Origin of the sequence: Couchioplanes caeruleus (assembly GCF_003751945.1) — a bacterium.
In the GTDB taxonomy this organism is placed as follows: domain Bacteria; phylum Actinomycetota; class Actinomycetes; order Mycobacteriales; family Micromonosporaceae; genus Actinoplanes; species Actinoplanes caeruleus.
In genome coordinates this window covers 2,371,123-2,388,173 of record NZ_RJKL01000001.1, presented here as the reverse complement: position 1 = coordinate 2,388,173, position 17,051 = coordinate 2,371,123, and the positions used below count along the sequence as shown (strand labels likewise).

Sequence of the window (17,051 nt, the reverse complement as noted above, 5' to 3'; positions counted from 1 at the left end):
TCGTCAGACCGGGTGCTCGGAGTGCTCATCGGAGATGAGCTTGTGCCGGCGTCCGTGCCGGATCGCCTGCGTGGTCACGGTGCCGTCGTGGTACTCGTGCCTACTGCGGCGGCAGCCGCAGGAGTAGAAGAGGTCATAGACGACGAGGCCCTCGCCGTCCGTGTCGCGGTAGCAGTCGCCTCCTACGGTCTTACCGCACGGGGCCTGCTCGGGTTCGAAGGCGGATCGGGAACCGACCATGCTTCCCCCATCGGCGTCGCGGGGATCGAGCACGTCCAGACTCCCACTCCGCGGACATGAGCGGAAGACGCCGTATTTCACCGAGGAATCGCCGCGCCGACACTAGTCGGTGGGCCGGGGCGGCCCGTCGGGCCCGTCGCCCGGCACCGGCATCGGGTCGATGCCGGGACGCACCCGCCAGAGCAGCACGTCGTCGACCCGCTCGCCCGGCCCGAACAACTCGGTCATGGTGCGCACCAGGGCCGCCCGGAACATCACGCCGTCCTTGCCGATGATCCGGTCCGGGACGAACAGCGCCCTCACCTTCCAGTACGCGAGGTCGCTGCGCACCGTGTACCGGTCCCGATTGTCGATGGCGTAGGCGTGGCCGGTGACGGCGGTTCGGGTCCACATCCCACCGGTCCGCCGCCCCGGCGCGCCGACCCGCCCGGCGCCGTTGCGCCCGCCGGGGCCCAGGAAGTAGCCCTCCGGGATGCGGAACTGCCGTCCGCCGCGGGCCATCGTGTACGCCTGCCAGCGCTGCGCGTCCGGCGCGACGGCCGACCCGTGCGGCAGCGCGGTGATCACCTCGCCGTCGGCGGCGAACCTCTTCCACGTGCCGTCGGCGATGAACCGGGGTTCGGCCGTGCGCTCCACGGTCAGCACCGGGGCCGGCAGGAGCGGCACGAGCGCCAGCGCGAGCCCGGCGCCCGCGAGCACCCGCAGGTGGATCGCCGGCGGGTGGCGCAGCAGCCGATCGGCGAGCAGCGCCAGCGTCGTCCCGATCACGCCGACGACCGTCAGGGCGAACCGGCCCGGCAGCGCCGCGTCGAACAACGGCAGGCCGGTCAGGGACGCGTACGGCAGCGCTATGTCGTACTCCTCGCCGAGCCAGCGAAGCCGTGGCCCGAGGGACAGCACCGCGAACAGCACCCCGACCACGGTCAGCGCGCGCATCAGCGCCTTGCGCGCCCGATCGGCCCGCCACCACAGCAGCACGGTGCCGGCGAGCACGAGCACCAGCAACGGGGCACCGAAGAACGAGGTCCCCTCGGTGGGGTTCGGCGCCAGGTCGCCGCGCTGCACGCCGAGGAGCGCCGCGACCGACCGGTCCGGCCAGACCAGGAAGGCAGCCGCGTCCTCGGCGAAGAAGCGCTGCCGGAAGGCGGTCCCGCGGAACGATCCCGGCCCGGCGAAGTGCAGGTACAGCGGATAGGCGAGCAGGGTGCCGGCCACCAGCGCGCCGACGCCGGCCGCGGCGAACGCGGTGGGCGCCGCCGCACGGGCCCGCGGCCAGGTGCCCCGTCCGCAACTCCAGACGATCAGGAACACGCCGGTCGCGAGCGCGATCTGCATCAGCATCTCGGCGGCCGTCAGGAAACCGGCCGCGAGCAGTACGCCGAGCACGACGCCGTCGCGAAGCCAGCGCCGCGTGGGCGTGCGCCACCGCAGGACCCACCCGAGGACCACCGGCGCCAGCCACCCCGCCGTCCAGTTGAGATGGCCGTTGGCGTGGGAGATCCAGCCGGGGGCGAAGCCGCAGAACAGCCCGCCCAGCACGGCCGCGGCGCGGTGCCGTACGGCGTGACGCCGCAACAGCAGGTACCACGCGAAGGCGGAAGCGGCGAGGTTGAGGGTGAGGATCACCACGTAGCTGATCTGCGGTCCGGCGACCCGGGTCAGCGGGGCGAAGACGACGGCGTACACCGTGATGGAGGTGTTCGCGGCCAGATTCACGCCGCCCGGCGCGTTGAGCAGGTCGGTGCGGAAGGGATCCGCGCCGGCGGTCACGATCCGCACGCCGTGGCCGAGCAGCCACTCGAAGAACGCGTGGTCGCCCTCGTTGTGGGCGACCGTACGCCCGAACGGGTCGGCCCACAGCCCGCAGGTCACCCAGACGCTCGCGCCGAGACACACGGCCGCGACCACCGCGTGCCGCAGCCATTCCCGGCGACGCCCGTGGGGATGGCCGGCCGCGGTCGTCGTCGCGGCCTGGCGTGCGGCCGTCAGGCGCCGCCGTCCCGGTCGACGGGGTCGACGCCGGGCCGGATGCGCCACAGCAGCACCCCGCCGACGCGTTCCGGCTCACCCAGCAGGGTCGTGGCGGTGGTCTCCACCGCGGAACGGAACAGCGTCGTGTGCGAACCGGTGATCTGCTCGGGCAGGAACACCGCCTCGACCCCCCAGAACGCGAAGTCCTCGCGGGTGCGCCGCCGGTCGGCGTCGTCGATCGCGGCCACGGTCCCGTAGTAGCCCGCCTGGAAGAACATCCAGTCGGTGTGGCGGGCCGGCGCGCCCATGCGCCCGGTGCCGTTCGGGCCGCCGGGGCCCAGGAAGTAGCCGCCGGGCATCCGGAACTGCGTGCCGCTGCGGGCCATCGTGTACGCCTGCCAGCGCTGCCCGTCCTGGGTGTCGGTGGTGGCGAACGGCAGCGCGGTCATGACCCCGTTCTCGCTGACGTAGTCGCGCCAGATCCCGTCGGCGATGAACGCGGGCTCCACCGCGCGCTCCTTCGTGGGCAGCGGCAGCGGCAGCAGGGGTACGAGGGCCAGCGCGAACCCGGCCGCCCAGGCGGTGCGCGTGGGCAGCCGCAACCGCGGCGTGCTCAGCAGCCGGTCGACGGTCAGGGCGAGCAGGATGCCGATCACGCCGACGACCACGAGGGCCAGGCGGGCCGGCAACGCCGAGTCGAACAGCGGGAGGTGACGCAGTGCCTCGTACGGCAGCGTGACGCCGGTCTCCTCCTTGAAGAGCTTCAGCTTCGGCCCCCAGGACAGCACGAGGAAGACCAGGCCCACCGTCGAGACCGCGGCCACCGTCGCGCGCCGGCCGGGTGCCGCGTGCCGCCAGAGCGTCACCGCGGCCACGACCGCCAACACCATCAGGGGTACGCCGAAGTACGACGTCTCCTCGGTCTGGTTGGGAGCCAGATCGCTGCCCTGCCCCAGCCACCCGGCGAGGGACAGGGTCGGGTATTCGAAGTAGGCCGCCAGGTCCTCGGCGAAGTAGGCCTGATTGAAGCCCGTACCGGTGAAGGTGCGCGGCCCGCCGAAGTGCATGTAGAGCGGGTACGCCAGCAGCAGACCCGCGGTGAGCGCCGTGACGCCCAGCCCGGCGAGCATGGTCGGCGCCGCCGTCCGGGCCTCGGCGCGGGTCGCCGGCATCAGCGACCAGACGAGCACGAAGACGCCGCTGGCGAGCGCGGTGAAGAACAGCCCCTCGGCGGCGATGGAGAAGCCCACCGCGTTCAGGCAGCCGAGGATCAGGCCGTGCCGCAGCCACCGTCCCGGCTCGCGCAGCCGCAGCACCCACCACAGGATCACCGGCGCCACCCACCCGGCCGACCAGTTGAGGTGGCCGTTGGCGTGCGAGACGAAGCCGGGGGCGAAGCCGCAGAAGAGCCCGCCCAGCATCGCGGCCGCCCGGCGCTCGACGAAGAACCGCTGCAGGAACAGGTACCAGGCGAAGGCCGAGCCGGCGAGGTTCAGGGTCAGGATGGTCACGAAGCTGACCGGCGGCCCGGCGAGGAACGTCAGCGGAGCGAACAGCGTCGTGTAGACGGTGATGGAGGTGTTCGCGGCAAGGTTGACCCCGAGCGGCGCGTTGAGCAGCCAGGTGTAGAACGGATCCGCGCCGTGCCCGAGCGTGTACACCCCGTAGCCGAGCAGCCACTCGAAGAAGGCCTGATCGCCGAGGTTCTCGGCGAGGCCGCGCCCGGCCGGATCCCGCCACAGGCCGTTGGTCACGTACGTGGCCAGGGCCACTGCGACGAACGCGACGATCAGATGCGAGCGCCAGCCCGCGGAGCCGCGGCGCGTCGGTGACGGTGCCGGCGGCTCGGCGGACTCGGACGGGGCTGCGGCGACGACGGACACCAGCCGGAGGTTAGCAAGACCACTCACGGGCCGGCATGCCGGTAGCCCGTCAGCCCCGACCAGGCATCCCTCACCCACCACGCCCTTCCGCCACCCCACGACGGCGTTCCACTCACCCGGCCGAGCGGGGCCGCCCGGCAACAGGGAGTGGTGCGTCAGGCGGCGGGGGCCATGGGCGGGGGCGGCGGCGCTGCGCTAGGCGGCGGGGGCCATGGGCGGGGGCGGCGGCGCTGCGCTAGGCGGCGGGGCCACGGGCGGGGAGGCGGCGGTGCGTCAGGCGGCGGCGGGTGAGTCGTCGTTGATGGCCGCGCGGAGGGCCGATTCCAGGGTGGGGTGGGCGAAGGGGAAGCCCGCCCGTTCCAGCACTCCGGGCAGCGCCCGCTGACTGCGCAGGGCCTCGTGGGCGAACTCGCCCAGGGCGACCTGCAGAGCGATGCCCGGCACCTGCAGAAGCGCCGGGCGGTGCAGGATCTTGGCCAGCGTCCGGGTGAAGGTCGCGTTGGTGACCGGCTGCGGGCCGACGAGGTTGACCGGGCCGGCGAGGTCGTCGCGGCGCAGCAGGAACTCGACGGCGGCGAGCCAGTCGTCGAGGGCGATCCAGGGCACCCACTGCTTGCCGCCGCCCAGCCGGGCGCCGGCGCCCAGGCGGAACAGGGGCATCTGCGGCTTCAGCAGGCCGCCGTTGGCGTCCAGGGGCAGCCCGGTGCGCAGCAGGACCACACGGGAGCCGGCGTCCTCCGCGGGGCGGGCCGCGGCCTCCCATACCCGGCACACGTCGGCGAGGAAGCCGGTGCCGGCCGGAGCTTCCTCGGTCACCTCCTGGTCGCCGGTGTCGCCGTACCAGCCGACGGCGGAGGACTGCAGGAGCGCCCGGGGCCGGTCCTCGGCGGGCAGCAGCCGGACCGCGCGGGCGATGGTGCCGGTGCTGTCCACGCGGCTGCTGCGGATGAGGCTCTTGTAGCGAGCGGTCCAGCGCTTGTCGCCCACCCCGGCGCCCGCGAGGTTGATCACGGCGCCGGCGCCGACCAGCAGGGTGGGGTCGAGCTGTCCGCCGGACGGGTTCCAGGTGGCCTCGTCGGCGGCCTCGGCGGGGCGCCGGACCAGCCGGACGACCTCGTGCCCGCCGCGGCGGAGCCGCTCGGCGAGGGTGGTGCCCAGGAAACCCGACGAGCCGGCCATGACGATCCGCATGTCCCCATCATTCCCGACCGCGAACCCTCTCAAAACAGAAGAAGGGGCGCCGCAGCGCCCCTTCTCTGTGATCTACGGCCCATCCCGCGGAACGGGCCTGCGGTGATTCAGCCGTGCAGGCCGAGGTCGCCCTCGAACTGGCCGGCCTCGAGCCGTTCCTTGATGGTGACCAGGAAGCGGGCGGCGTCCGCGCCGTCCACGATCCGGTGGTCGTAGCTCAACGCCAGGTAGATCATCGAGCGCGGCACGATCAGCTCGCCCAGGTTGGGGTCGTCGACGACGACCGCGCGCTTGACCACCGCGCCGGTGCCGAGGATGCCGACCTGCGGCTGGTTGATGATCGGCGTGTCGAAGAGCGCCCCGCGGCTGCCGGTGTTGGTCAGCGTGAAGGTGCCGCCCGACAGCTCGTCAGGGCTGATCTTGTTGTTGCGGGTGCGCTCGGCCACGTCGGCGATCCGCTTGGCCAGGCCGGCCAGGCTGAGGTCACCGGCGTCGCGCAGGACCGGGACGACCAGGCCCTTCGGCGTGTCGACCGCGATGCCGAGATGCTCGCCGTCGTGGTACGTGACGGTGCCGGCCTCCTGGTCGATCGAGGAGTTGACCACCGGGTGCTGGCGCAGCGCCTCGACCGCGGCGAGGGCGAAGAACGGCAGGAAGGTCAGCTTGACGCCGTGCTTGGCCTGGAAGTCGGCCTTGGCGCGGCCCCGCAACTGGGCGATCTTCGTGACGTCCACCTCGACGACGGTGGTGAGCTGCGCGGAGACCTGTAGCGACTCCACCATGCGGCGGGCGATGGTCGCGCGGATGCGGGTCAGCTTCTCCGTGCGGCCGCGCAGCGGGCTCGGCGCCGGCGTCGCCGCGGGCGCGGCCGGTGCCGCGGAGGCGGCGGGTGCCGGGGAAGCCGCCTTGGCCGCGGCGTCGGCGGCCTCGATGACGTCCTGCTTGCGGATCCGGCCGCCGACGCCGGTGCCGGTGATCGACGCCAGGTCCACGCCCTTCTCCGCCGCCAGCTTGCGGACCAGCGGGGTCACGTAGCCGGCGTCGCCGGCGCCGTTGCCGCTGACCGCCTCGGCGGCGGGAGCGGCGGGCCGGGCCGGAGCCGTCTCGGCCGCGGGGGCCGGGTCGCCGTAGGAGCCGCCGGGCTCGATCGACGGGGCCGGCTTCGACTCGATCGCCGGCTCGGGCGCCTGCTGCGGCGCGGGAGCCTGCGGGGCCTGTTGCTGCGGGGCCTGCTGCTGCGGGGGAGCCTGCTGCTGGGGAGCCTGCGCCTGCTGCGGCGCGGGGGCCGACGGGGCGGGCTGGGCGGCCGGGGCGCTGCCCGGGGTGCCGATGATGGCGAGGTCGGCGCCGACGTCCGCCGTCTCGTCCTCCTGGACCTTGATCTCGAGGACCGTGCCGGCGACCGGCGACGGGATCTCGGTGTCGACCTTGTCGGTGGAGACCTCGAGCAGCGGCTCGTCGGCCTCGACCGTCTCGCCGACCTGCTTGAGCCAGCGCGTGACGGTGCCCTCGGTGACGCTCTCGCCCAGGGCCGGCATCTTCACGGCCGTGCCCTCGCCGCCGGTGTTCTGCGCGGTCTGCGGCGCCGGGGCCTCCTGCTCGACCGGCTTCTCGGTCGACGGCGCGGCCGGCGCGGCCGGCTCGGGCTCCCGCTGCTGCTGCGTGGGCGCCGGGGCCTGCTGGGCTGCGGGCTGCTGGGCCTGCTCCTGGGCGGGCTGCTCGGCGGCGGGCGCCGGGGCCGCGCCACCGGCATCCTCGCCGTCGCCGGAGATGACCGCCAGCTCGCTGCCGACGTCGGCGGTCTCGTCCTCGCCGACGACGATGCGCGACAGCACGCCGGCGGCCGGCGACGGGATCTCGGTGTCGACCTTGTCGGTGGAGACCTCGAGCAGCGGCTCGTCCGCCTCGACCCGCTCGCCCTCCTGCTTGAGCCAGCGCGTGACAGTGCCCTCGGTGACGCTCTCACCCAGCCGCGGCATGGTGACCGATACCGGCATGTCTCAGAACTCCTTAACCGCTTGATCGGGCCTTTAGTCCGGTCAGGGGTGGTGGTGGGGTAGTTGGCTTGACCGGGTCTTCAGCCAGGTCAAGGGTGGTCGGATGGATGTCAGGCGTGCGCGTGCAGGGGCTTGCCCGCGAGAGCCAGGAAGGCCTCGCCGAGCGCCTCGTTCTGCGTCGGGTGAGCGTGCACGAGCTGGGCCACCTCCGCCGGGAAGGCCTCCCAGTTGTAGATCAACTGCGCCTCACCGACCAGCTCGCCCATCCGGGCGCCGACCATGTGGACGCCGACGACCGGGCCGTCGGCGACCCGTACGAGCTTGATGAAGCCCTGGGTCTTGAGGATCTGGCTCTTGCCGTTGCCGCCCAGGTTGTAGTTGTAGGTCGTGATCTTGTCGGCGCCGTACTGCTCCTTGGCCTTGGCCTCGGTGAGACCGACCGAGGCGACCTCGGGGTCGGAGTAGGTGACCCGCGGGATGCCGGCCTCGTCGATGACCGCCGGGCGCATCCCCGCGATCTCCTCGGCGACGAAGATGCCCTGCTGGAAGCCGCGGTGCGCGAGCTGCAGGCCGGGCACGATGTCGCCGACCGCGTAGATGTTGCCGACGCCGGTGTGCAGCCGCTCGTTGGTGATCACGAAGCCGCGATCCAGCGTGATGCCCTGCTCCTCGTAGCCCAGGCCCTGGGTCGTCGGACCGCGGCCGACGGCGACCAGCAGCACCTCGGCCTCGACGGTCTCGCCGCCGGCGATGGTGGCGCGCACGCCGTTCTCGGTGTGCTCGACCTTCTCGAACGGCTTGCCGACCTTGAAGTTGATCTTCCGCTTCCGGAACGCCCGCTCGACCGCCTTCGAGACCTCTTCGTCCTCGGCGGCGACGAGCCGGGGCAGCGCTTCCAGGATCGTCACGTCCGCGCCGAAGGACTTCCACACGCTGGCGAACTCGACGCCGATGACGCCGCCGCCGAGCACGATCGCCGAGCTCGGCACCCGGTCCATCTTGAGGGCGTGCTCGCTGGCCAGCACCCGGGTGCCGTCGACCTCGAGGCCGGGCAGGCTGCGCGAGTACGAGCCGGTAGCCAGGATGATGTTGCGGCCGGTGTAGCGCTGGCCGTTCACCTCGACGGTGTCCTTGGCGACCAGCTTGCCGGCGCCCTGGACGATCGTGATCTTGTCCTGCTTGAGCAGGCCCTGCAGGCCCTTGTACAGCCGGGAGACGACGCCGTCCTTGTACGCGTTGACGCCCGCCATGTCGATGCCGACCAGATCGGCCTTGACGCCGAACTGCTCGCTCTCGCGGGTCTGGTCGGCCAGCTCCGCGGCGTGCAGCAGAGCCTTGGTCGGGATACATCCGCGGTGCAGGCAGGTGCCGCCCAGCTCCGCCTTGTCGATCAGCGCCACCGAGAGGTTCAGCTCGGCCGCACGCAGGGCTGCGGCATAACCGCCGCTTCCCGCGCCGAGGATCACGATGTCGAAGGTTCCGCCGGGCTGGCTCACGTCTACTCCCAGATCGCGTCGTTGCCACATGGGTCGCATGGTGGAAACGGTCACAGCTTTCCAGGCCATCTTGTCACTTGACGAACCAATCGATGCAGTCAGGTGCCCAACGACACGTGGGTTCGTCGTACCCTTGCCGCAGTTGACCCGAAGGAGTCGTCCGTGGCCTGGTTCCGGCGACGCAGAGAACCGGTCCGCCGGAGCGGCCGGCCTGCGGATCGAGCAGATCTGGAGCACCTCGCCGAGTTCATCCGCTCGCGCCGCGGCGTGGAGGCCTACATCGAGCCCCAGACCACCGTGACCGAGACCACGATCCTGCTCATCGCCCATGACGGCGAGTGGACCCGCCGCCGCATCGAGTCACCCGAGGCCGCCCGCCGCTTCGCCCACCAGCAGGCCATGCCCATCTACGACATCCGTCTCATGGGCTACCCGCAGCGCATGCGCGACTACAACGCCCGCCAGAAACGCCGTCCCGCCTCATAAGCCCACACCAACGCGGCCGGCAACAGCCCAGCAGCGGCAGCAGCCGTAGCCGTAGCCGTAGCAGGCGCCGTAGTGGGAGCAGGCGGAGGAACCAACCCACCTCCGCCGGCGGCGGCGTGATCAGGCCGGGACGGCACGTGCGCGGCGTGTGCCACGTGAGCTTTCTGTGACCGTACTTATAGGAAAAGCGCCACCCGGCACGGAGCCGGGCAGCGCTTTCCCCAGAGCTGGAAGAAGATCAGCCGTTCATCGCGACGTCGTCGACGAGGGCCAGGAGGGTGCGGACCGGGACGCCCGTGCCGCCCTTCGTCCAGTGCCCCGTCGGCTCGCCGGTGTGGTACGACGGCCCGGCGATGTCGATGTGGGCCCACTCGACGCCCTCGGCGACGAACTCGCGCAGGAAGACGCCGCCCTGGAGCATGTGCCCGGCGCGGTCCATGCTGGCGTTGACCTGGCTGATGTCCGCGATGTCCGACTCCATGCCCTTGCGGACGTCGTCGGGCAGCGGCATCGGCCAGGCCGGTTCGCCGGTGGCCTCGCCGGCCGCCTTGACGCGCTCGCAGGTTTCCGGGGAGCCCATGACGCCCGCGATGCGCTTGCCCAGCGCGACCACCTGACCGCCGGTGAGGGTGGAGGTCTCGAAGACGTAGTCGGTGCCGTCGGCGCAGGCGCGGGCGATGGCGTCGCCCAGGACCATGCGGCCCTCGGCGTCGGTGTTGAGCACCTCGACACGCTTGCCGTTGAACATCGTGATGACGTCGCCCGGGCGGTACGCGGTGCCCGACGGCATGTTCTCGGCCATGGCCAGGTAGCCGGTGACGGCGACCTCCGGCTTCAGCGCGGCCACCGCGAGCATCGTCGCGCCGACCGCGGCGGCGCCGGCCATGTCCGACTTCATCTCCCACATGCCGGCGGTCGGCTTGATGCTGATGCCGCCGGTGTCGAACGTGATGCCCTTGCCGACCAGCGCGACCCGCTTCGGGTTCGCCACGCCCTCGGGGGTGTAGGTGAGCTTCACCAGCCGCGGCGGCGCCTCGGAGCCCTGACCGACGGCGACGATGCCGCCGTATCCGCCGGCCTTGAGCTGCTCGAAGTCCAACACCTCGACCTCGAGGCCGGTGCCCTCGGCGGCCGCGGCGACCGCGTCGGCGAAGGCCGGGGGACGCAGGTTGTTCGGGGCGGTGTTGACCCAGTCGCGGGTCAGCCGGACCGCCTTGGCGACGGCGGCGGCGCGCGTCACCTCGGCGTCCGCGGCGGCGTCGGCCGCGTCCGGCACGACCACCTGCAGGGCCTCCACCGGCTCACGGCGGTTCGGCTGCGGCTTGGTCTTGTAGCCGGCGAACCGGTACGACCCCAGCAGCGCGCCCTCCAGGATCCCGCGCAGCACGCCGGCGCCGTCCGCGTCGTCGGGCACGGGCAGGGCGAGGGCAACCGTCCGGCTGCCCGCGAGCGCGCGGACGGCGGCGCCGGTGCCGCGGCGCAGGGTCTCGGGAGCCGGCGCGGAGCCGGACGGCTCGTCGCCGAGGCCGACCGCGACGATCAGCGGCGCGGCGACCGTGCCGAGGGTGGCCAGCTTGGTGACCTCCCCGGGAGCGCCGGTCGCGCCCAGCAGGGACAGGGTGGCGATGAGCTTGCCGTCGAACGCGGCGGCGATGCTCTCCGCGCCCGCGGCCGGCAACAGCGCCCCACCCTCCTCGGGCTGGCTGTGCAGGCCGATGACGAGCGCGTCGACGGCGAGTTCGGCGGGGTCGCTGTCGACCAGGCTCACTGAGGGGGCGGGATGGGTCACTCGGGCTCTCCGCGACGGCTGGGGCCGGGGCTCCCTTGTGGGCGGCTCCGGCGGCGTGGCTGCGTCCGGCGCGGGTCGCGCCGGACGGCGGTGTGTTGTCCCGCCGATGCTAACCACATGCAAGGTCACGGGTAAGTTGCCACTCATGTCCACCGACACCACGCCTCTGCTCCGTTCGCCGCTGCACGAGCGTCACCTCGCTCTGGGCGCCAAGTTCGCCGCCTTCGGCGGCTGGGAGATGCCCCTCGAGTACGCGGGGGGAGGAGTCCTGCGCGAGCACGCCGCCGTCCGTGAGGGTGCCGGTGTCTTCGACGTGTCCCATCTCGGCAAGGCGCGGGTGTCCGGCCCGGGTGCCGCGGACTTCGTCAACTCCTGCCTCACCAACGACCTCGGACGCATCGCGCCGGGCAAGGCGCAGTACACGCTCTGCTGCGACGACGCGACCGGCGGGGTGGTCGACGACCTGATCGCCTATCTGGTGGGCCCGGACGAGGTCTTCCTCATCCCGAACGCGGCCAACACCGCCGAGGTGGTCCGCCGCCTGGTCGCGGCCGCGCCGGACGGGATCACCGTCACCGGGCAGCACCGCGACTACGCGGTCCTCGCCGTGCAGGGGCCGCAGTCGGCCGAGATCGTCAAGGCCCTGGGCCTTCCGGTCGAGCACGAGTACATGTCGTTCTCCACGGCCGTCCTCGACGGGGTCGAGCTGATCGTCTGCCGCACGGGCTACACCGGCGAGCACGGGTACGAGCTGGTCGTGCCCTGGGACGACGCGACGCGGGTGTGGGACGCACTGGTCGCCGCCGGGGTGCGCCCCTGCGGCCTCGGCGCGCGCGACACGCTGCGCACCGAGATGGGGTACCCGCTGCACGGCCAGGAGCTCTCGCTGGAGATCACCCCGGTGCAGGCCCGCTCCGGCTGGGCGGTCGGATGGTCGAAGCCGGCGTTCTGGGGCCGCGACGCGCTGCTGGCCGAGAAGGCGGAGGGCCCCCGGCGGGCGCTGCGCGGCCTGGAGCTGACGGGCCGCGGCATCCCGCGGGGCCACATGCAGGTGTACGCCGGCGACACGCTCGTGGGCGAGACCACCAGCGGCACGTTCTCGCCCACCAAGAAGGTCGGCATCGCGCTGGCGCTGCTGGACACGGCGGCCGGTCTGGCCGAGGGCGACCTGGTCGAGGTGGACATCCGCGGCCGCCGGACCGAGGCGAAGATCGTGAAGCCCCCGTTCGTGCAGACGTCGGTGCGCTGAGCCCGGCTCAGAGCGGGACGAGGAGCCCGGCTCAGAGCAGGACGAGGGCGACCAGGGTCAGGGTCGTCGCCAGTTCCGTCGCCGCGCCCAGGACGTCGCCGGTGATGCCGCCGAAGCGCCGGGTGGCATGCCGCAGGAGCAGCAGCAGAACCAGCACCACCCCGGCCACGACCGCCGGGCCGGCCCACGGCCGGCCCGGCACCGCCGCGAGTGCTCCGGCGGCGACGGCGACGGTGAGCGCCGCCGCCACCGGGCCGGGCACGGTCGAGGCCACCAGGGCGCCGAGACCGCCGGGCCGTGCCGCCGGGACGCCTCGGCGGCACGCGAGGGTCACGCCGAGCCGGCCGGTGGCCCAGGCCGCCACGATCGCCCCGGCCCCGGCCCCGGCCCCGGCGCCGGCCTCGGCCACGGCGGCGGTCTGGATCAGTAGGGTGAGGGTGATCGCCGCGACCCCGAACGGCCCGATGTCGGGCTTCTTCATGATTTCCAGGGCGGCGTCGCCGGACCGGTAGGACCCGAGGGCGTCGACCGTGTCCGCCAGCCCGTCCAGGTGCAGGCCGCGGGTCAGCAGGACGCCGGCCGCCACCGTGAGCGCGGCGCCGAGCAGGCCGGCGGGCAGCACGGCGTGCACCCCGGCCAGCACGAGCCCGAGCAGGGCGCCGACCAGTGGGGCCAGGCTCATCGCCACGGCCGCCGACCGGCGGTCGATGCGCCCGGGCTTGACCGGCAGGACGGTCAGCGTGGTCAGGGCCAGGCGGAGCCCGTCACCCACCGGGTCGGTACCCGCCCTCGTGCGGCCCGTTCTCCGCGGCGACGTCAGCACCCAGGCCGCCGTCGCCGGGTGCGGTCAGCAGCGCCGGATGGACCGGCAGGGCGCCCGCCAGGGCGATCGCCGTGCGCAGCAGCGGCAGGGCGGCCAGGGCGTTGGCACCCTCGCCCAGGTCCAGTCCGAGCTCGAGGACAGGGGTCAGGCCGAGCACGTCCGCGCCCTGCCGGACGAGCTGGTCCGTCCCGGCGTCGGCCAGCAGGCACCAGTGCCGGCTCTGCGAGGCCAGGTCGCGGGCCACCAGGCCGGCCGCGATGCCGACCGGGCCGTCGAGCAGGACCGGCATGCGGCGGGCGGCCGCGCCGAGCACCGCGCCGGTCGCCACGGCGATGTCCGCGCCGCCGAGCTGCACCAGCATGTCCTTCGCGCCGCGCGACTGCTGGCGGATCCGGTGCATCGCGTCGCGGACGGCGCCGCAGCGCCGCATCCACGCCTCGTCGTCGTAGCGGGCGCCGGGCACCAGCACGCGGGGCAGGATGGCGACCGGCTCGGCGCCGGTGATCGCGGCCACGACCGCGGTCGCGGCGCCCTCCGTGCCCGTGCCGCAGGCACCGATGATCAGCGCCTCGCGCCCGTCCGCGGCGGCCGCGCCGGCGAGGTTCCAGCCCTCTTGCAGCGCCGCGTCCACGGCGGCCCCGTCCAGCACCGGGCCGTCCTCCATCGCCCCGGAGGGCGGCACCCGCACCACGGCGATGTCGGCGTCCGCGGTGGCGGCGAGCCGGGCCAGCGCCCCCTCGCCCGCCTCGGCCTGCGCGGCCCGCCGGTCGGCGTCGCCCGCGTCGGTTCCGGCCGCCACCCCGCCGCCGTGCCGTCCGTCGAGGAGCAGCACGCGGACCGGACCCCAGGGCCGTGGGGTCGCGGTGCCCTGGGTGCCGGCTGCGAACTCGACGGCCTCCAGCAGGGCGCCGATGCCGGCCCCGGCAATGTCGAGGCGGTCCAGGCGGTCGCGGGCGTCGGGGCCGGCGTCGCCGTCGGGCAGCGGCAGATCCATGCCGGGCTCGATGACGATGCCGGACAGATCGTCATCGTCCGGCACCTGCCGGTCGAGCGGACCCTGCTGAGTCAGCGGAGCCGCCGCCGTCGCCGCGGTCACCCGAGCCGCCGCCGCGGTCACCCGGGCCGCCGGTGCCGCGGTCGCCGTGGCCTCCGCCGTGGCCTCCCCTGCCTGGACGTCGGTGACGATGCCGGGCTCGTCGGGGGCCGACTTCAGCCACGTCGCGCGGCCCGCCACCACGAACGCCACGCGGTCGCAGGCGTCGGCGAGGGCCTGGTTCGCCGTGCCCAGGGCGTCGGCGAACGCGCGACCCACCGGCGTCGTCGGGACCAGCGACAGGCCGACCTCGGGGCTGACCACGACCACCCGGGCCGCGCAGGCGCGCACGGCCTCGGCCAGCGCCACCACCGTCGCCACGTCGTCGTTGGGCTGCCAGGCCGGATCGAGCAGGGTGGCCACCCAGCCGCCGAGGTCGTCGACCAGCAGCGTCTCGCCGGGCTTCGCGTCCGCCAACACCTCGGCGAGGCGGGCCGGGTCGGCGCCGGTCTCCTCGGTGCTCCAGGACTGGGGACGCCGCCGCTGGTGCGCCTCGATGCGGCCGCGCCACTCCGGATCGTCCTCGCCGCCTGCCGCGGTGGCGACGTAGCGCACCGAGGGCGCGTCGGCCACGAGGGCTTCGGCGAACGCGGATTTTCCGGACCGGATCCCGCCGAGCACCAGGACCGAACTCCACCCGTCAGCAGACATGCCCCGTACCTTAGATCCGCGCGCGGCGATCATGCGGGCCGACCCGGCCTCCGCCCGGCACCACCTGACTCAGCGGAGCGGCGCGCACACCGTAGGGTGGGACGCAAGCAGTGTCCGAGATCGAGGAGGGCGACCGGATGGCGTGGAGTTGGCGGTACGAAGGCGTCGACGGGCAGCCGGTGGACGGCCCGGCCGAGACGTTCAGCAGCCAGGCCGACGCGGAGTCGTGGATCGGCCAGGCGTGGCGCGAGCTGGGTGCGGGCGGGGTAGCCCAGGTCACCCTGGTCGAGGACGACCGGGTCGACTACACGATGAGTCTGCTGCCGGCCGAGTGAGCGGTTTCCAGGTCCGCCGCGGGGCGCCGCGCAGCGCCTTCGTGCCGAGCCCCGTCTTCGTCGGCATCCTCGCGCTCGTCGGGGTCAGCGGCTGGATGACCTGGACCGGGTACGGCAACGTCCGCGTCGACGTCTTCCTGCTGGTCCTCTCCGGCTGGGTCCTGTCGCTCTGCCTGCACGAGTACGCGCACGCCGTGGTCGCCTACTTCTCCGGCGACCGGGGCGTCGCCGATCGCGGGTACCTGCGGCTCGACCCGCTGAAGTACAGCCACCCCCTGCTGTCGATCGTGCTGCCGCTGGTCGCCGTCCTGCTCGGCGGCATCGGCCTGCCCGGCGGCGCGGTGTGGGTGGACCACGCGCACGTCCGCAACAAGGTCAAGGAGACGCTGATCAGCGCCGCCGGGCCCGCCACCAACGTGGTGTTCGCCCTGCTGCTCGCGGCGCCGTTCGTGTTCGGCGCCGGCGACGACCTGGGCTTCGTCCGCGACGGCTCCGGCGAGATCGTGGTGGTCGGCGAGCACGGCGCCTTCTGGCTCGCAGTGGGCGCGCTTGCCTTCCTCCAGGTGACCGCCAGCCTGCTCAACCTGCTGCCGGTGCCCGGCCTCGACGGCGGCAACATCCTGCAGCCCTGGCTGAGCCCGCCCTACCGACGGACCTACGACCTGTTCGCGCCGTACGGCTTCATCCTGCTGTTCGTGCTGCTCTGGCAGCCGCAGATCAACCAGATCTTCTTCGCGGCGGTCGACTGGGCCGGCGCCGCGATCGGCGTGCCGGAGATCGGCCGGTACGGCCTCGAGTACATGCGCTTCTGGTCCGACTTCGGCTCCTGATCCGCCCTCACGGGCGGCGGGCCGGGCTCACCGTCTTCGCCGGGTCCCGCTCGGCGATGCCGCCGACCACCTCGTCGATGGCCGCCATCAGGTCCGCGCCTAGGCGCACGCCGGAGGCCTTCGCGTTGTCGCGGACCTGCTCGGGGCGCGACGCCCCGATGATCGCCGAGGAGACGTTCGGGTTCTGCAGCACCCAGGCGACCGCGAGCTGGGCCATCGACAGCCCAGCCTGCTCCGCGAGGGGCCGCAGCCGCTGCACCGTGCCGAGCACCTCGTCGGTCATCAAGCGCCGGATGAAGTCGGCGCCCGACTTGTCGTCCGTGGCCCGGGAATCGACCGGCGGCGGCTTGCCGGGCTCGTACTTGCCGGTCAGCACGCCCTGCGCGATCGGCGACCAGACCACCTGTCCCAGCCCCAACTCCTCACACGCCGGCACGACCTCGGCCTCGATGACCCGCCACAGCATCGAATACTGCGGCTGGTTGGAGACGAACCGGAACTTGAGCTCCCGCGCCAGCTCCCATCCCGCCCGGATCTGCGCCGCGGTCCACTCCGAAACGCCGATGTAGAGCGCCTTGCCGGAGTGCACGATGTCGGCGAACGCCTCCATCGTCTCCTCGAGCGGCGTCGAGTGGTCGTAGCGGTGCGCCTGGTACAGGTCGACGTGGTCCACCTGCAGCCGGCGCAGCGAACCGTCGATCGACGACATGAGATGCTTGCGGGACAGGCTGCGGTCGTTGGGGCCCGGCCCGGTCGGCCAGAAGACCTTGGTGAAGATCTCCAGGCCGTCGCGGCGCTCACCCCTCAGCGCCCGGCCCAGGACCTCCTCGGCGCGGGTCCCGGCGTACGCATCCGCGGTGTCGAACGTGGTGATCCCCACGTCGAGCGCCGCCCGGACACAGACGGCCGCGGCGTCCTCCCCGACCTGGGAACCGTGGGTGATCCAGTTGCCGTACGCGATCTCGCTGACCAGCAACCCGGAACGGCCGAGATGACGGAACTCCATGTCCGCCGACG

14 protein-coding genes are annotated in these 17,051 nt (G+C 73.3%); 4 read left to right on the top strand and 10 right to left on the bottom strand.

The genetic code is table 11. The features are described 5' to 3' along the window. Window positions 1-3 precede the first annotated feature (3 nt). From EDD30_RS10375 to lpdA, 6 genes are all read right to left on the bottom strand, one after another. On the bottom strand, window positions 4-273 hold the full coding sequence (locus EDD30_RS10375; protein ID WP_211277998.1) for a hypothetical protein: 270 nt from the start codon (window positions 271-273) through the stop codon (window positions 4-6). Between the two features lie 69 nt (window positions 274-342). Then, window positions 343-2,277: a DUF6311 domain-containing protein gene (locus EDD30_RS10370; RefSeq protein ID WP_084557400.1), complete on the bottom strand. Its 1,935-nt coding sequence runs from the start codon at window positions 2,275-2,277 to the stop codon at window positions 343-345. Beyond that, window positions 2,226-4,094: a DUF6311 domain-containing protein gene (locus EDD30_RS10365; protein ID WP_170047646.1), complete on the bottom strand. Its 1,869-nt coding sequence runs from the start codon at window positions 4,092-4,094 to the stop codon at window positions 2,226-2,228. Before EDD30_RS10365 ends, EDD30_RS10370 begins: the two co-directional genes overlap by 52 nt. Before the next feature lie 273 nt (window positions 4,095-4,367). Then, entirely contained in the window at window positions 4,368-5,285 is a 918-nt protein-coding gene (locus EDD30_RS10360) for a TIGR01777 family oxidoreductase (protein WP_071808825.1), read from the bottom strand. A gap of 107 nt (window positions 5,286-5,392) precedes the next feature. After that, the gene (gene sucB, locus EDD30_RS10355) at window positions 5,393-7,282 is read right to left on the bottom strand and encodes a 2-oxoglutarate dehydrogenase, E2 component, dihydrolipoamide succinyltransferase (RefSeq protein ID WP_123678208.1); all 1,890 of its coding nucleotides are present in this window, start codon (window positions 7,280-7,282) and stop codon (window positions 5,393-5,395) included. Between the two features lie 110 nt (window positions 7,283-7,392). Next, window positions 7,393-8,817, bottom strand: coding sequence for a dihydrolipoyl dehydrogenase (gene lpdA / locus EDD30_RS10350; RefSeq protein WP_211277795.1), 1,425 nt, complete (start codon window positions 8,815-8,817; stop codon window positions 7,393-7,395). A 63-nt stretch (window positions 8,818-8,880) separates the two neighbouring features. Here lpdA and EDD30_RS10345 point away from each other — a divergent pair, with 63 nt between their 5' ends. Beyond that, on the top strand, window positions 8,881-9,264 hold the full coding sequence (locus EDD30_RS10345; protein ID WP_394328256.1) for a hypothetical protein: 384 nt from the start codon (window positions 8,881-8,883) through the stop codon (window positions 9,262-9,264). A 238-nt stretch (window positions 9,265-9,502) separates the two neighbouring features. Here EDD30_RS10345 and EDD30_RS10340 read toward each other — a convergent pair whose 3' ends face one another. Next, entirely contained in the window at window positions 9,503-11,053 is a 1,551-nt protein-coding gene (locus tag EDD30_RS10340; protein ID WP_071805682.1) for a leucyl aminopeptidase, read from the bottom strand. Window positions 11,054-11,198: 145 nt separating this feature from the next. Between EDD30_RS10340 and gcvT the strand changes: the two genes are divergently transcribed. Continuing rightward, window positions 11,199-12,302, top strand: a complete 1,104-nt coding sequence (gcvT, locus tag EDD30_RS10335; protein WP_244945189.1) for a glycine cleavage system aminomethyltransferase GcvT — start codon at window positions 11,199-11,201, stop codon at window positions 12,300-12,302. A 31-nt stretch (window positions 12,303-12,333) separates the two neighbouring features. Here the strand turns inward: gcvT and EDD30_RS10330 are convergent, their stop codons facing one another. Both EDD30_RS10330 and EDD30_RS10325 read right to left on the bottom strand, forming a co-directional pair. Beyond that, the gene (locus tag EDD30_RS10330) at window positions 12,334-13,074 is read right to left on the bottom strand and encodes an adenosylcobinamide-GDP ribazoletransferase (RefSeq protein ID WP_123678207.1); all 741 of its coding nucleotides are present in this window, start codon (window positions 13,072-13,074) and stop codon (window positions 12,334-12,336) included. Beyond that, entirely contained in the window at window positions 13,067-14,869 is a 1,803-nt protein-coding gene (locus tag EDD30_RS10325) for a bifunctional adenosylcobinamide kinase/adenosylcobinamide-phosphate guanylyltransferase (protein ID WP_071810105.1), read from the bottom strand. Before EDD30_RS10325 ends, EDD30_RS10330 begins: the two co-directional genes overlap by 8 nt. Before the next feature lie 137 nt (window positions 14,870-15,006). On the opposite strand from EDD30_RS10325, the gene EDD30_RS10320 reads away from it, so the two are divergent. Both EDD30_RS10320 and EDD30_RS10315 read left to right on the top strand, forming a co-directional pair. Beyond that, the gene (locus tag EDD30_RS10320) at window positions 15,007-15,204 is read left to right on the top strand and encodes a hypothetical protein (RefSeq protein WP_071810107.1); all 198 of its coding nucleotides are present in this window, start codon (window positions 15,007-15,009) and stop codon (window positions 15,202-15,204) included. Continuing rightward, window positions 15,201-16,034, top strand: a complete 834-nt coding sequence (locus tag EDD30_RS10315; protein ID WP_071810104.1) for a site-2 protease family protein — start codon at window positions 15,201-15,203, stop codon at window positions 16,032-16,034. The genes EDD30_RS10320 and EDD30_RS10315 overlap by 4 nt, the downstream gene beginning before the upstream one ends. Before the next feature lie 7 nt (window positions 16,035-16,041). On the opposite strand, the gene EDD30_RS10310 is transcribed toward EDD30_RS10315, so the two are convergent. After that, complete coding sequence (locus EDD30_RS10310) at window positions 16,042-17,040, bottom strand: aldo/keto reductase family protein (RefSeq protein WP_071810103.1); 999 nt, start codon at window positions 17,038-17,040, stop codon at window positions 16,042-16,044. Window positions 17,041-17,051 lie beyond the last annotated feature (11 nt).